Below are 15,163 nucleotides of genomic sequence, written 5' to 3' on the forward strand. Positions count from 1 at the left end.
CGCTGTGGCCCCATGACTAACTGGATGCTGCGTGGCCTGGTGTTCGGCGGCGCGATGGTCGTCGTTCGGCTGTTCCAGGGCACGCTCATCAGCGTGTTGCAGACACAGGCCACGCTGATCAGCCTGGTGTTGATGGCCATCTTCATCGTGGGCGTGGTCGTGTGGGGCCTGATCGACGGACGTGAGGACGCCTCGAACAACCCCGACCCCGACCGTCGCGACGACCTGGCGATGACCTGGCTGCTCGCCGGCCTGGTCGCCGGACTGCTCAGCGGCGCGGTGACCTGGCTGATCGCCGTGTTCTACAAGGCGCTCTACGTCGGCGGCCTGATCAACGAACTCACCACGTTCGCCGCGTTCACCGCGCTGGTGGTGTTCCTGGGTGCGATCGCCGGGGTGACCGTCGGTCGCTGGCGGATCGACCGCTCGGGCAACTACAAGCCCAAGAGCGGGGGTGGCTCGGGCGGCGATGAGGATCGCGCCGACACCGACGTGTTCGCCGCCGTCCGGTCCGACCACGGCGGTTCGGACAACACCGCGGTTGCCGAATGGCCGCAGGAGCAGTCGAGCGCCGTCGCGACCGCCGAGCGCGACGAGCATGACGCCCCCACGGCCTACAGCCACGAGGCCGACGCGACGGCCGAGTCGCCCGCGGCGCATCGCACCGAGAAGACCGAGACGCTGCCGGCCCACGAACCGGCCACCGAGCAGATCGAAAAGCCGAAGACCGACTAGTCGTTCAGGCTCGCCAGATAACGCAGGGCCAGCACGTAGCCCTGTACGCCGCAGCCCACGATGACGCCGCTGGCGATCGGGCTCAGGTACGAGTGGTGCCGGAACTCTTCGCGGGCAAAGACATTGGAGATGTGCACCTCGACGAGGGGCGCCGTGAGCTCGGCACAGGCATCTCGCAGTGCGATCGACGTGTGGGTCAAACCGCCGGCATTGAGGATCACCGGCTCCGCGGCGTCCGCGGCGGCGTGAATCCAATCCAGCAGCTCAGCCTCGCTGTCGCTCTGCCGCACAACGGCTTTCAGGCCGAGCTCACTCGCCTCCCGCTCGACCATCGCGACGAGATCGTCGTGGGTGGTGCCGCCGTAGACCTCCGGCTCGCGACGACCCAGCCGACCCAGGTTGGGCCCGTTGACCACGTTGACAGTCAACCCGCTCATCGCGTGCCCACCTCCGCGTATGCCGCCGCCAGCAGCGTCGGGTCCGGCCCCTCCAGCCTGCCCGGCTTGGCCAGCCCGTCGAGCACCACGAAACGCAACACCCCGGCGCGGGTTTTCTTGTCGCCGGCCATCGACTCCAGAAGTTGAGGCAGCGCGTCGGCGTCGTAACTCGTCGGCAGCCCGAGTGAGGTCAAGATGTCGCGGTGGCGCTGGGCGGTCGCATCGTCGAGACGGCCTGCCAGCCGGCCCAATTCGGCGGCGAACACCATTCCGACCGACACCGCGGCGCCGTGCCGCCACTGGTAACGCTCCCGCCGCTCGATCGCGTGGCCCAACGTGTGGCCGTAGTTCAGGATCTCGCGCAGCGCCGACTCTTTCTCGTCGGCCGCGACCACTTCTGCCTTGACCGTGATGGCGCGCCGGATCATCTCGGGCAGCACCTCCCCCGACGGGTCGAGTGCTGCCTTCGGGTCGGCCTCGATCAGGTCGAGTATCACCGGGTCGGCGATGAAGCCGGCTTTGACGACCTCGGCCATCCCGGCCGCGATCTCGTTGTGCGGCAACGTCTGTAGGGTCGCCAGGTCGACCAGCACGGCGGTCGGCTGATGAAACGCGCCGACCAGGTTCTTGCCGGCGTCGGTGTTGATGCCGGTCTTGCCGCCCACGGCCGCGTCGACCATCGCCAGCAACGTGGTCGGCACGTGGACGATCGACACCCCGCGCAGCCAGGTGGCCGCGGCGAAACCGGCGACGTCGGTGGCGGCGCCGCCACCCAGACTGACCAACGCATCCTTGCGGTCGATTCCGATGCGGCCCAACACTTCCCAGATGTAGCCGACGACCGGCAGGTCCTTGCCTGCTTCGGCGTCCGGGATCTCGATTTGGTGCGCGTCGATGCCGCTGTCGGCCAGATGATTCCGGATGGCCTCGGCGGTCTGGGTCAGCACCGGTTGGTGCAGGATCGCGACGCGGTGTCGCCCGGCGAGCACGTCGCCGAGTTCGCTCAGCAGTCCGGTGCCGATGATCACCGGGTAGGGCGGGTCGACGTTCACCTGCACGGTGATCGGCTCGCTCATTTGCCGGCCTCCCGACGGGCGGCGGCCAGTGCGGCCGGGGTGGCGGGTGTCGGCGGTGGCCCGGTACGAGGCTCCGGCACGCCGGGTGTCTCCGACGACGGCGTGCGACGCCACGGCGGCCGGCGCCGGTTGCGCGCGGTGCTGCCCGGTTTCGGTTCGTTGAGCCGGCACATGATGTGGCGGACGACGGCGCCGGGGTTGCGGCGGTTGGTGTTCACCCGGATCGTGGCGACCTTCCGATAGAGCGGCACGCGCTGGGTCATCAGCGCGCGGAACTTCTCGGCCCGGTCCGGACCGGCCAGCAGCGGCCGCACGGTGTTGCCGCCGGTGCGCCGAACCCCTTCGGCCGCAGTGATTTCCAGGTACACGACGTTGTGGCCGGCCAGTGCGGTGCGCACTCCGGGAGTGGTCACTGCGCCGCCGCCGAGTGACAGCACACCGTGGTGGGATTTCAGCGCCGCCCGGATCACCTCCTCCTCGATCCGGCGGAACTCCTGCTCCCCGTCGGTGGCGAAGATGTCGGCGATGCTGCGTCCGGTCTGCTCCTCGATCGCCGCGTCGGTGTCGAGCATGCCGACCTCGAGAGCTTTGGCCAGCCGTCGACCGATGGTGGACTTGCCGGATCCCGGCAGTCCCACCAGCACGGCCTTGGGCGCCATCTACCCGGACGCCCGCATCTCGGTGACCGGTTCGCGCGCGGCGACCGATCGCCGGTACGCCTCGATGTTGCGCCTGGTCTCGATCAGTGAGTCGCCACCGAACTTCTCCAGCGCCGCACGGGCCAGCACCAGCGCGACCATCGCCTCGACCACCACCCCGGCGGCCGGTACGGCACACACATCCGAGCGCTGGTTGATCGCGACCGCCTCGTCACCGGTCGCCATGTCCACGGTGGCCAACGCGCGCGGCACCGTGGAGATCGGCTTCATCGCTGCCCGCACCCGCAGCGGCTGCCCGTTGGTCATGCCGCCCTCCAGGCCGCCGGCCCGGTTGGTCGAGCGGACCACGCCGTCGGGGCCGGGATACATCTCGTCGTGTGCACGGCTGCCACGTCGACGTGCGGTCTCGAAGCCGTCGCCGATCTCGACACCCTTGATCGCCTGGATCCCCATCACGGCGGCCGCGAGTTGGCTGTCCAGCCGGTTGTCACCGCTGGTGAACGATCCCAGGCCGACCGGCAACCCGACCACGACGGCTTCCACGACGCCGCCCAGGGTGTCGCCGTCCTTCTTGGCGGCCTCGATCTCGGCGATCATCGACGCTTCGGCGGCCTTGTCGAAGGCGCGCACCCCGCTGTCGTCGATTGCCGCCAGATCACCCGGCTGCGGCGGCGGACCATCGTAAGGTTCCGAGTCGCCGATCGAGATGACGTGGGACAACACCTCGACCCCGAGCGCCTGGCGGAGAAACTGACGGGCGACCGTACCGGCCGCGACGCGGGCCGCGGTCTCGCGGGCGCTGGCCCGCTCGAGCACCGGGCGGGCGTCGTCGAATTCGTACTTGAGCATGCCGGCGTAGTCGGCGTGACCGGGCCGCGGCCGGGTCAGCGGCGCATTGCGCGCCACCTCCAATTCCGCGGCGTCCACCGGGTCGGGGGCCATCACGGTCTCCCATTTCGGCCACTCGGTGTTGCCCACCTCGATGGCGATCGGTCCACCCAGCGTGATCCCGTGCCGCACCCCGCCCAGCACGGTGACCTGGTCGCGCTCGAACTTCATCCGCGCGCCGCGGCCATAGCCGAGCCGGCGGCGGGCCAGCTCGTCGGCGATATCGGTCGAGGTGACGGCGACGCCGGCGACCATGCCTTCGACCAGGGCCATCAAAGCCCGGCCGTGAGATTCACCCGCGGTAGTCCATCGCAACACGGGTCCCATCTTCCCACGACAGACCCTGACAGAGAAAAAGCGCGAAACCGATACAAGTGTTTACTGACTCGTGAGTAGGGTACTCACGGACGCGTGACCATGGTCACAAACTCCCGTCAGCGAAAGGTAGTCATGACATCGCCCTTGAAATCTGCGGTGCGCTGGGCACGACGCCCGGCAAAAGATGTGGATTCGACGTCGGGGTCTTGGGTGAACATGGTCCGCGGACTGGCAGCCCGGGCAACGACGCCGTTGCTTCCCGACGACTATCTGACCTTGTTGAATCCGTTGTGGTCGGCGCGCGAACTGCGTGGCGAGATCGTCGCGGTCAAGCCGGAGACCGATGACACCGCGACGGTCATCATCCGGCCGGGCTGGGGCTTCTCCGGGGACTACCAACCGGGTCAGTACGTCGGCATCGGTCTGCGGGTCGACGGCAAGTGGCATTGGCGGTCGTATTCATTGACCTCGGTGCCCGAGCACGGTGACGGCAATATCTCCATCACGGTCAAGGCCACGCCGGAAGGCTTCCTCTCGGCGCACTTGGTCAACGGGGTGGAGCCCGGCACCATCATCCGCCTGCAGTCGGCCAAGGGCGACTTCGCTCTGCCCAATCCGCCGCCGTCGCAGATCCTGTTCATCACCGCCGGCAGTGGCATCACGCCGATCATGGGCATGCTGCGATCCCTGCGCGGACGCGGCCAGTTCCCCGACATCGTGCACCTGCACTCGGCGCCGTCCGAGGATGCGGTCATCTTCCACGACGAGCTCCGCAACATCGAAAAGGAGGAGCGCGGCTACCGACTGCACCTGCAGCTCACCGAGACCGACGGCAAAGTCGACTTCGACGAGATCGACGAGATCGTGTCCGACTGGAAGGACCGTTCGGCGTGGGCCTGCGGACCCGCTGCCATGCTCGATACCGTCGAAGAGCTCTGGAAAGACAACGGTATCGGCGACGAACTGCACCTGGAGCGGTTCTCCATCGCCGCTACCGACAAGGGCGGCGAGGGTGGCACCGTGAAGTTTGCCATCGCCGACAAGGAGATCGAAATCGACGGTGCCACAACCATTCTCGAGGCCGGCGAAAAACTGGGTATACAGATGCCGTTCGGCTGCCGAATGGGGATCTGCCAAACCTGCGTGTTGCCGCTGGAGGATGGTCACATCCGCGACGTCCGATCGGGCGACGAGCACGGCGCCGGCGACCGAATACAAACCTGCATTTCAACCGCATCCGGCAACTGCACCATCAAAGTCTGAAAGGAGCACGTCATCATGGCCATCACTGACGTCAAGGCGTACGCACATCTGAGTCCTCAGGACGTCGAGGACTTAGCGACTGAACTCGACCAAATCCGTTCCGACATCGAGGAATCGCGCGGCGAGCGCGACGCCCAATACATCCGCCGAGCCATCCAACTGCAGCGGGGCCTGGCGGCGTTCGGTCGCCTGGCGCTGTTCGCCAGTAGCAGCAAGATCGCCCGGGTGGCTGGTATCACCACCCTGGCCTCGGCCAAGATCATCGAGAACATGGAGTTGGGCCACAACATCATCCACGGTCAGTGGGACTGGATGAACGACCCCGAAATCCACTCGACCGAATGGGAATGGGACACCACGTGCCCCTCGTCGCAGTGGAAGCGTTCGCACAACTTCGTGCACCACAAGTACACCAACATCGTCGGCCTGGATGCCGACGTGGGCTACGGCATCATGCGGGTGACCCGCGACGAGCGGTGGGCGCCCTGGATGATCGGCAACCCGATCTACAACATCTTGCTGGGCACCTTCTTCCAGTGGGGCGTCGCGCTGCACCACGTCGAGACGGCCAAGGTCCGCAAGAAGGAGAAGACGTGGGCCGAGGTGCGAAAAGACCTGCGCGTGATGGGCAAGAAGATGGGACGCCAGGTCGGCAAGGACTACATCGTCTTTCCCGCGCTGGCCGGCAGCAACTGGAAGCACACGCTGAAGGCGAACGCGATCGCGAACCTGATCCGCAACTACTGGTCGTACATGGTGATCTTCTGTGGGCATTTCCCGGATGGCGCCGAGAAGTTCACCCGCGACAGCTTCGAAGACGAGACGCGTGGCGAGTGGTACCTACGCCAGATGCTGGGTTCGGCCAACTTCAATGCCGGCCCCGTCATGGCGTTCATGAGCGGGAACCTGTGTTACCAGATCGAGCACCACATGTTCCCGGATCTGCCCAGCAACCGGTACGCCGAGATCAGCACCCGCGTGCGCGCGATCTGCGAGAAGTACGACTTGCCCTACACGACCGGCCCGCTACTGCGTCAGTACTGGCAGTCGTTCTGGACCATCCTGAAGCTGGCCGTGCCCAACAACTGGTTGTCCGGGACTCCCGACGATGCCCCGGAGACCAACTCCGAGAAGAAGTTCGAGGACACAAAGGCGCGTGAGGTCGAAGGCAAGCGTTACGGACTGCTGACCGCACTGCGAGGCAAAAGCACCGTAGCGGCCTAACCCCGGCGCAGGGTTAGCGTCTGCCACGCGCCCAACGTCAGCATCACCACCCCGGCACCGACCAGTGCCGCGTTGCCCGCATGGGTCAGCCCTAACCAGCCGTACTCGGCGGCGGCCCATGCGAGCGGCGTCAGCACGGCGTTGGTCGCCACGAAACCGGCGACCAGCCCGCGCGTCACCCTGATCCGCCGCAACCCCAGCAGCAGTACGGGCCCGAGGACGACGAAGGCGATCCCGGTGTCGAGGAGTACCTCGCGCGGCATGCCCCATGCGCGGGCCAGCGGCGCACTGGCAATGGTGGCGACGGCGCCGGCGGCGGTCCAGAACGCCAGATCGGCGACGACGGACCACCGGCGGGCGGAGTCGGTACGGTGCGAAATCGAAGTGGTTGTCATGCCTCGATGGTCGGCTGCGCACGCTGCCGACTCCAGTCACGGAACTGCCAGACACTGCCAGTCACGTCACCGAGCGTGCAATCAGGGCGGCGAATAGGCCAAAAAGCCGCCGTCATTGCACGCTCGGTGGTCGCGGCGAGCCCCATAATGCTGCTCATGGCTGCGGACGACTCGACCCTGGTGCCCACGTCGCTCGGGCGACTGCACGTCACGCGGGTCGGCTCCGGTCCGCCGGCGCTGCTGTGGCACAGCCTGTGGGTCGACTCGGGCAGCTGGGGCCCGCTGATCGATGCACTGGCCGCGCACCGCCGGCTGGTGGTCGTCGACGGGCCGGGGTACGGCCGCAGCGATCCGATCCATCGCGACTTCACCCTGGGCGACTGCGCGGACGCCGCCGTCGAGGTTCTCGGGCAGCTCGGCGTCGACGGGCCGGTGGACTGGGTCGGCAACGCGTGGGGCGGACACGTCGGGATAACCCTGGCCGCCGCCGAGCCGTCCCGGGTACGAACGCTGAGCACGATCAACACGCCCCTGCTGCCGGTCGGGCGGCGACAGCGACTGACGACGAGCTACCCGCTGGCACTGCTCTACCGGTTGACCGGACCGAACCCGCTCATCGCCAAGGCGTTGTTCGGCACCCTGTTGGGCGACGAGGCGATCGACGCGCAACCGGAACGGGCGGCCGAGTTGGTCAACGCGTTCACCCGGGCGGACCGTGGATCAATGCGGGCCACCATCCGGTTCATGCACCACTGGCAGCCGCTGACCGACACGGTGCCCGCGATCACCGCGCCGACCCTTTTTCTCACCGGCGATGTCGACGGCCAGCACTGGTCTCCCGCCACCGCCCGGGCCGCCGCGGCGACAATGCCCGACGCGCGCGTGGTGACACTGCGCGGTACCGGGCATGTGAGCCCGCTGTTGCTCGACACCGACCTCATTGCGCGCACCATCGCCGGCTTCTGGCAGTCAGGCTAGAACGATCGCCGCCATGCTGGCCGCGCACATCGAGGGTCCGTGTGGCACCGACCGCACCGACCAACCGAGCCGCGCCACCGTCCCGACCACCGCGGTCAGCAGCGGCGCGCCGATGGCCGCGAGCAGCCACACGTCGGCGCCGAAACATCCTGTCAGCGAGCCCAATCCGAGAGCGAGCTTCACGTCGCCGGCGCCCATCGCCGCGGGGGCCAGCAGGTGCGTCAGCAGATAGACGACTGCCAACGCCACCGCACCGGCCAATGCCGCCCGGCCATGTCCGGAGCCGACGGCGACCCCTGAAATTGTCGCGAAGCCGGGAACGGTCAGCCAGTTGGGTAGCCGGAACTGCAGCAGGTCGTAACCGGCCAGCGCGGCCATCCACAGCACTGCCAGACCAATCAGCATGGTGGGCAGGCTAATCCAGAGCGGCCTCCATCGCCGCTCGCGGAGCGGGTAGGCCTGTGAATTGTTCGACCTGCGCGAATGCCTGATGCAGGAGCATCTGGAGACCGCTGATCACCCGCCCACCCGCGTTACTCACCGCCGCGGCCAGTGGCGTCGGCCAGGGATGGTAGATCGCGTCCAAAAGCACCGGCGCACTGCTGAACTCGTCGGCGAAGTCGGCGGCGACCTCAGCCGGCAACGTGCTGACCAGTACCTGCGCCGACGCGACCGCACCGGCGAGCGCGCCGTCGTTCAGAGCGCGGAACCGGGCCGCGGCACCGACGCGTTCGGCCAACTCCACCAGAGCGGCGGCCTTGTCGGGATTGCGGGCCGCGATGGTGATGTCGGTGACGCCCAATCGGGCCAGGGCCACGACGGCCGCCGGGGCGGTACCGCCGGATCCGGCGACCACCGCCGCGCCGCTCGCCGAGCCCAGTGCACCGGCGACGCCGTCGACGTCGGTGTTGTCGGCCCGCCAGCCGTCCGCTGTTCGCAGCAACGTGTTGGCCGACCCGACCAGCTGGGCGCGATCGGTCTGCTCGTCGGCGAACCGGAGCGCGGCGAATTTGCCGGGCATCGTCACCGACAGCCCGACCCACTCCGGTCCCAATTCACTGACCACACCGGGCAATTCATCGGCGTCGCATTCGATGCGCTGGTAGGTCCAGCCCTGCAGGCCGAGCGCGCGGTAAGCGGCCAGATGCAGTTGCGGCGAGCGCGAATGGGCGATCGGCGAACCGAGAACTGCTGCTTTCCTGGGCGCCTGACTAGCGGGCACTATCGAGAACACCGTTGCGTTTGGCCAATTCGATGTTGGCCAGGTGCTGCTGGTAATCACGGGTGAACAACGTTGTGCCCTGCGGGTCGATGGTGACGAAAAACAACCAGTCGCCGTCCTCGGGATGCTCGGCCGCTTTCAACGCGTCGGTGCCGGGCGAGCAGATCGGGGTCGCGGGCAGCCCGTCGTTGGCGTAGGTGTTCCACGGCGTGGTCTGCGCGCGGTCGCCGTCGGTGGTCGCGACCTCGCGACGATCGAGCGGATAGTTCACCGTCGAGTCGAACTCCAGCTTGCGATGCTCGGCGAGCCGGTTGTAAATGACCCGAGCAACTTTCGCGAAATCCTGCGGCTTGGCCTCACGCTGGACCAGCGACGCCACCACGAGCACGTTGTACGGGGATATGTTCATCGCGTTGGCGGTGTCCTGCAGACCCAGTTTCATGTACAGCTCGGCACTGGAATTGATCAGCGTCGACACGATCTGCTCCGGAGACGCCGCGGGGTTGATGTTCCACGTTCCCGGCGCGATGAGCCCTTCGATCCGACGGTGGTCGCTGCCCATCGCCGTCACCGACGGTACCGCCCAGGGCGGCACCAAAAGCGTAGTCAGGTCGGTCTTTTCGGCTGCCGCGCGCAGATCTGCGTCAGTCACGCAGCGCTTGTTCCCGTCCAGCTCGACGCAGCTGGCCCGCGAGATCATCGTGAAGATGCCGGGTGTGGTGGCATTGGTCTTGACGTCGGCGGTGTCGTCGAGTTGCTGACCCTCGGGGATGACCAGCTTGCCCACCCGGCTGCCCGGGTCGACCAGACGCTGCACCGCCGACGCCGCCGGAAGCTCGGTGCGCAGCCGGTAATAGCCGGGCTGAATCGCTGAAATGGCCTGATTGCCTTGCGCCGCTTCGAGGAACGCCTTGACGGTCCGCACCACATCCTGCTTGTGCAGCGTCTCACCGATCGCCGTCGTCGAGTCTCCGGCATGCACTTCGACGACCAGATCTTGCTTTCCGCCACCGGCGAAGTCGTATTTCGAGCCGGCCCCGTGCCACAGTCTCGAGCCGACGAAGACCGCGGCGATCACGACGCCGATCACCAGACTCAGCAGGATTCCGCGGGTGGTGTGCCGTCGGCGCCGTTCCCGCTCGGCGCGAGCCCGGTCGGCGCGCGAGCTTCCCCGCGGGGAGGGCCCGACCGCCACCGGCCCGGGCCTCGAGCCGGGCCGCCTGGCCGTGCGCGCCCGGCGCTCGCGGCTGTCAGACACCGTTGACCTCCCCGGGCAGCATGGCGCGGCGTTCGTCCAGCCAACCCTGCAGGATCGCCACGGCCGCCACCTGGTCGATGACCCTACGCTGACCCTTCGCCCGCACCCCGGCCTGCCGCAGCGAGCGCTGGGCACTGACGGTGGTCAGCCTTTCGTCGGCCATGCGCACCGGAATCGGCGCGATCTTGCCGGTCAACGCATCGGCCAACCCGATCGCGTCCAGAGCCGACGGCCCAGTGCGGTCGGCCAGGGTTCGCGGTAGTCCCACGACCACCTCGACGACGTTCAGCTCGGCGACGATCTCGACCAGCCGCCGCAGGTGTCTGGCCGAGCGGTCGCGGCGGACCGTCTCCACCGGGGTGGCCAGGATGCCGTCCGGGTCGCAGGTGGCCACACCGATACGCACGCTGCCGACATCGATGCCCAACCGTCGTCCAGATCCGGGGTCGTCGCCACCGGGCCGGTCCGGCAGTCGATGCGACGACTCCACTCAGCGCGCCTTCGCGATCTCAGCCCGCAGCGCGTCGAGCGCCGCGTCGATACCCGCCGAATCCTTGCCCGAGCCCTGCGCGAGATCGGCCTTGCCGCCGCCGCGACCGTCGACCGCCGAAGCCAGCTGCTTGACCAGATCATTGGCACGCAGGCCGAGGTCCTGCGCGGCGGGATTGGACGCCACGGCGTAGGGGACACTGCCGCCCTCGCCCTCGGCGATCAACGCGACGACGGCGGGGTTGTCGCCGAGCTTGCCGCGGATGTCACCGACCAGCGAGCGCAGATCCGCGGCGGTCATCCCAGCCGACATCCGCTGCGCCACCAGTCGGACGTTACCGACGTGCTGCGCTCCAGCGGCGGCGTTTGCGGCAGCTGCCCGCGCACTCGCCAACCGGTTGCGTTCGATTTCCTTCTCCGCCGCCTTCAGCCGTTCCACCAGATTCGCGACCCTGGCCGGCACTTCGTCCGACGGCACCTTCAGCGACGAGGCCAAGCCGGCCATCAGGGCACGCTCCTTGGCCAGATGCTTGAACGATTCCAGGCCCACGTAGGCCTCGACCCGACGCACGCCGGAACCGACCGACGATTCACCGAGAATGGTGACCGGTCCGATCTGCGCCGAGTTGTGCACGTGGGTTCCGCCGCACAGTTCCAGCGAGAACGGCCCACCGATTTCCACCACCCGCACCTCGTCCGGGTAGGACTCACCGAACATGGCCATCGCGCCCATCGCCTTGGCCTTGTCCAACTTCTCGAGGAAGGTGTGCACCTCGAAGTCGGCGAGCACGGCCTCATTGGTCACGGCCTCGACCTGCTCGAGCTGATCGGCGCTCAGCGCGCCCTGGCTGTTGAAGTCGAATCGCAGGTAACCCGGCCGGTTCAGCGACCCGGCCTGAACGGCGTTGGGGCCCAGCACCTGTCGCAGCGCCGCGTGCACCATGTGAGTGCCGGAGTGTCCCTGGGTCGCGCCCTTGCGCCAGTCGGAATCCACCGCAGCGACGACGGTGTCACCTTCGACGAACTCGCCCGACTCCACGTTGACGCGGTGCACCCACAGGCTTTTCGCGATCTTTTGCACGTCGGTGACGGCGGCCCGGGCGGTCTCACTGGAACCGGTGCCGCTGATGCTCCCCGCATCGGCGACCTGACCGCCGGACTCGGCGTAGAGCGGCGTGCGGTCCAACACGATCTCGACGCGGTCGGCGCCGGCTGCTCCGTCCGACCCGTGCGCCACCACCGGCACCCGTTTGCCGTCGACGAAGATTCCGAGAATCGTTGCCTGTGAGGTCAGTTCGTCGAAGCCGGTGAACTCGGTCGGCCCGGCGTCGACCAGTTCCCGGTAAGCCGTCAGGTCGGCGTGGGCGTGCTTTCGGGCGGCGGCGTCGGCTTTCGCGCGGCGGCGCTGCTCGGCCATCAGCTCGCGAAACCCGACCTCGTCGACCTGCAGATCCGCCTCGGCCGCCATCTCCAGAGTGAGCTCGATCGGGAAACCGTAGGTGTCATGCAGCGTGAAGGCATCCGAGCCGGACAGCGTGCCGGCGCCGGATGCTTTGGTGGCGTCGGCCACCTCCTCGAAGAGCCGCGAACCCGACTGCAGTGTGCGGTTGAACGCGGTCTCCTCGGCGACCGCGATCCGGCTGATCCGGTCGAAGTCGGCGACCAGCTCGGGGTAGGACGGGCCCATCGCATCCCGCACGGTGGCCATCAGTTCGCCGACGATCGGGCCGTCGATGTCGAGCAGCTTGGCCGAGCGGATGACCCGTCGCAGCAACCTGCGCAGCACATAACCGCGTCCGTCGTTGCCCGGGCTGACGCCGTCACCGATCAGGATGGCCGCGGTGCGGCTGTGGTCGGCGATGATCCGGTAGCGCACGTCGTCGTTCTTGTTCCCGACGTCGTAGCCGCGCGGGGCCCGGGCAGCCACCACATCGATGACCGGTCGCAGCAGGTCGGTCTCGTAGACGTTGGACACGCCTTGCAACAGGAAGGCGACCCGTTCGATCCCCATGCCGGTGTCGATGTTCTTGCGCGGCAACGGGCCCAGGATCTCGAAATTGTCCTTGCCGGTACCTTCACCGCGTTCGTTCTGCATGAACACGAGGTTCCAGATCTCGATGTAGCGGTCCTCGTTGGCTTCCGGGCCGCCCTCGACACCGAATTCCGGTCCGCGGTCGTAGTAGATCTCCGACGACGGACCGCACGGCCCGGGAATGCCCATCGACCAGTAGTTGTCGGCCATGCCGCGCCGCTGGATCCGCTCGGCCGGCAGGTCCGCGATCTCACGCCACAGCTGCACGGCCTCGTCATCGTCCAAATAGACAGTGGCCCAAAGCTTTTCCGGGTCCAAACCATAGCCGCCGTCGCCGACGTCGTTGGTCAGCAGCGTCCACGCCAGCGTGATGGCGTCCCGCTTGAAGTAATCGCCGAACGAGAAGTTGCCGGCCATCTGGAAAAACGTGTTGTGCCGGGTGGTGATGCCGACCTCGTCGATATCCGGTGTGCGGATGCACTTCTGGATACTGGTCGCGGTCGGGTACGGCGGCGTGCGCTGGCCGAGGAAGTACGGGACGAACTGCACCATGCCGGCATTGACGAAGAGCAGGTTGGGATCGTCGAGGATCACCGAGGCGCTGGGTACCTCGGTGTGGCCCGCGTTCACGAAATGATCGAGGAACCTCTTCCTGATCTCGTGTGTCTGCACTTCTCTGCTTCCTGTCCATCCTGTACTCGGCGACCCCAGATCGGGCCGCTGATCCGGCCTGTTGAGACCGCATCACAGTACCGGTACCGCCCATCCGGCCCGGACACGTGACGGATCCAAGCGTCCGCTAGCCCCCGACGAAAGACAGGCGCACCGAGCGACGCGGGTTGTCCCGGTTCAAATCCACCAGGACGACGCTCTGCCAGGTGCCCAGCAACGGCTCCCCCGCCTGCACCGGCACGGTGATCGACGGCGCCACTATCGCCGGCATCACGTGGTCGGCACCGTGACCGAAAGACCCGTGCGCATGCCGGTAGCGGTCATCTCGCGGCAGCAGTCGCTCGAGGGTGTCGAGCAGGTCGTCATCGGAGCCCGCGCCGGTCTCGATGATGGCGACCCCCGCCGTCGCATGCGGAACGAAGACGTTGCACAACCCGTCGCCCTTCGGAGAGCAGAACGCGCGCACGGAGTCGGTCAGATCGACGATGCGGCGACGCGCAGTATCGACATCCAGCACATCGGTATTCATCTGACCAGCCTACCGAGATCGACGCCGGCGCGATCTTCCGCGAGAGAACTGCACGCTGGCGTCGATCTGACCGCCTAGCGCTTGCCGCACAGGGCAGCGCGCTGGAGTGTTGCCTGGGCCATCTTGACGTGTGCGGCGTCGACCAGAACTCCGTTGACACCCACCGCGCCGAGACCCTTCTGCTCACCCTCGCGGTAGGCCGCGACATTGCGTTCGGCGAGCGCGATCTCTTCCTCCGTCGGCGCGTAGACCCGGTTGGCGACCTCGATCTGACTCGGGTGAATGGCCCACTTGCCGGTGTAACCCATCAGCCCGGCACGTCGGGCATCGCGTTCGTAGCCGGCCAGATTGCCGTAGTCCGGGTACGGCGCATCGATCGCGTCGATGCCGGCGATCCGGGCGGCGACGATCACCTTGTTGCGGGCATACGCCCAGAAATCACCGGGATACTCGCCCAGCGGGTCGAAGTTGGTGTCGACCCGAGCCCCCTGCGACAGCGAGAAGTCACCGACACCGAAGATCAGCGCATCCAGTCGCGGGCTCGCGACGGCGATCTCCTCGGCGTTCGCCAGCCCCTCGACCTCCTCGATCAGCACCTCGAGGCGAATCTGGCGGGACAGGCCGAGCTTGGTCTCCAGCTGGGTCAGCAGCACGTCGACCCACCAGACATCGCGCGCCCGAAGCGCTTTGGGAATGATGATGGTGTCCAGATTCTCGCCCGCCTGGGTGACGACCTCGACGATGTCGTCGTGGCACCACTGGGTGTCGAGACCGTTGATCCGGATGGCCCGCGCGGTCCGGCCCCAGTCGAGCTCGTTGAGTGCCTTGACCACTTTCGGACGTGCCGCCTCCTTGTGCGCGGGCGCGGTGGCGTCCTCGAGGTCTAGGAAGACCAGGTCGGCCTCCGACGCGGCGGCCTTGAGGAACATGTGGTCGTTGGCGGCGGGCACGGCAAGCTCCGAGCGCCGCAATAGTGACGTCATCCAGT

15 protein-coding genes and 1 pseudogene are annotated in these 15,163 nt (G+C 67.4%); 4 read left to right on the forward strand and 12 right to left on the reverse strand.

Going from position 1 to position 15,163, the window contains the following annotated elements; translation table 11 throughout:
* Nucleotides 1-12: 12 nt before the first annotated feature.
* A complete protein-coding gene (locus ACZYW1_RS01530) occupies nucleotides 13-735 on the forward strand; it encodes a B-4DMT family transporter (RefSeq protein ID WP_463782689.1) in 723 nt (240 codons plus the stop codon).
* Here ACZYW1_RS01530 and aroQ read toward each other — a convergent pair.
* The 4 genes and pseudogenes from aroQ to aroC form a co-directional block, all read right to left on the reverse strand.
* Nucleotides 732-1,172 (reverse strand): type II 3-dehydroquinate dehydratase, encoded by a 441-nt coding sequence (gene aroQ / locus ACZYW1_RS01535; RefSeq protein WP_463782691.1) that lies wholly within the window; start codon nucleotides 1,170-1,172, stop codon nucleotides 732-734. The genes ACZYW1_RS01530 and aroQ overlap by 4 nt on opposite strands.
* On the reverse strand, nucleotides 1,169-2,248 hold the full coding sequence (gene aroB, locus ACZYW1_RS01540; protein WP_463782692.1) for a 3-dehydroquinate synthase: 1,080 nt from the start codon (nucleotides 2,246-2,248) through the stop codon (nucleotides 1,169-1,171). The genes aroQ and aroB overlap by 4 nt, the downstream gene beginning before the upstream one ends.
* Nucleotides 2,249-2,382: 134 nt before the next feature.
* Nucleotides 2,383-2,907: pseudogene (locus tag ACZYW1_RS01545) on the reverse strand (shikimate kinase); the annotation flags it as partial.
* Nucleotides 2,908-4,113, reverse strand: coding sequence for a chorismate synthase (gene aroC, locus ACZYW1_RS01550; protein ID WP_463782694.1), 1,206 nt, complete (start codon nucleotides 4,111-4,113; stop codon nucleotides 2,908-2,910).
* 132 nt (nucleotides 4,114-4,245) lie between these two features.
* On the opposite strand from aroC, the gene ACZYW1_RS01555 reads away from it, so the two are divergent.
* Both ACZYW1_RS01555 and ACZYW1_RS01560 read left to right on the forward strand, forming a co-directional pair.
* A complete protein-coding gene (locus ACZYW1_RS01555) occupies nucleotides 4,246-5,376 on the forward strand; it encodes a ferredoxin reductase (RefSeq protein WP_463782696.1) in 1,131 nt (376 codons plus the stop codon).
* A gap of 15 nt (nucleotides 5,377-5,391) precedes the next feature.
* A complete protein-coding gene (locus ACZYW1_RS01560; RefSeq protein ID WP_463782698.1) occupies nucleotides 5,392-6,600 on the forward strand; it encodes a fatty acid desaturase family protein in 1,209 nt (402 codons plus the stop codon).
* Here ACZYW1_RS01560 and ACZYW1_RS01565 read toward each other — a convergent pair.
* Nucleotides 6,597-6,995, reverse strand: coding sequence for a hypothetical protein (locus ACZYW1_RS01565; RefSeq protein WP_463782699.1), 399 nt, complete (start codon nucleotides 6,993-6,995; stop codon nucleotides 6,597-6,599). The two genes, ACZYW1_RS01560 and ACZYW1_RS01565, sit on opposite strands and share 4 nt — an antisense overlap.
* A 156-nt stretch (nucleotides 6,996-7,151) precedes the next feature.
* On the opposite strand from ACZYW1_RS01565, the gene ACZYW1_RS01570 reads away from it, so the two are divergent.
* Nucleotides 7,152-7,973, forward strand: coding sequence for an alpha/beta fold hydrolase (locus tag ACZYW1_RS01570; protein WP_463782701.1), 822 nt, complete (start codon nucleotides 7,152-7,154; stop codon nucleotides 7,971-7,973).
* Here ACZYW1_RS01570 and ACZYW1_RS01575 read toward each other — a convergent pair.
* The 7 genes from ACZYW1_RS01575 to ACZYW1_RS01605 form a co-directional block, all read right to left on the reverse strand.
* Nucleotides 7,965-8,378, reverse strand: coding sequence for a prepilin peptidase (locus tag ACZYW1_RS01575; RefSeq protein ID WP_463782703.1), 414 nt, complete (start codon nucleotides 8,376-8,378; stop codon nucleotides 7,965-7,967). The two genes, ACZYW1_RS01570 and ACZYW1_RS01575, sit on opposite strands and share 9 nt — an antisense overlap.
* Nucleotides 8,379-8,388: 10 nt before the next feature.
* Entirely contained in the window at nucleotides 8,389-9,195 is an 807-nt protein-coding gene (locus ACZYW1_RS01580; RefSeq protein ID WP_463782705.1) for a shikimate dehydrogenase, read from the reverse strand.
* Entirely contained in the window at nucleotides 9,185-10,453 is a 1,269-nt protein-coding gene (gene mltG / locus ACZYW1_RS01585; protein ID WP_463782707.1) for an endolytic transglycosylase MltG, read from the reverse strand. The genes ACZYW1_RS01580 and mltG overlap by 11 nt, the downstream gene beginning before the upstream one ends.
* A complete protein-coding gene (gene ruvX / locus ACZYW1_RS01590) occupies nucleotides 10,446-10,943 on the reverse strand; it encodes a Holliday junction resolvase RuvX (RefSeq protein ID WP_463782709.1) in 498 nt (165 codons plus the stop codon). Before ruvX ends, mltG begins: the two co-directional genes overlap by 8 nt.
* Nucleotides 10,944-13,646, reverse strand: a complete 2,703-nt coding sequence (alaS, locus tag ACZYW1_RS01595; protein ID WP_463782710.1) for an alanine--tRNA ligase — start codon at nucleotides 13,644-13,646, stop codon at nucleotides 10,944-10,946.
* 127 nt (nucleotides 13,647-13,773) lie between these two features.
* A complete protein-coding gene (locus tag ACZYW1_RS01600) occupies nucleotides 13,774-14,163 on the reverse strand; it encodes a secondary thiamine-phosphate synthase enzyme YjbQ (protein WP_463787635.1) in 390 nt (129 codons plus the stop codon).
* Nucleotides 14,164-14,249: 86 nt separating this feature from the next.
* Nucleotides 14,250-15,158 carry an HpcH/HpaI aldolase/citrate lyase family protein gene (locus ACZYW1_RS01605; RefSeq protein WP_463782713.1) on the reverse strand — a complete coding sequence of 303 codons (909 nt, stop codon included), beginning with the start codon at nucleotides 15,156-15,158 and terminating at the stop codon, nucleotides 14,250-14,252.
* Nucleotides 15,159-15,163: the final 5 nt, after the last annotated feature.

The organism is Mycobacterium sp. IDUB_36, assembly GCF_055419225.1.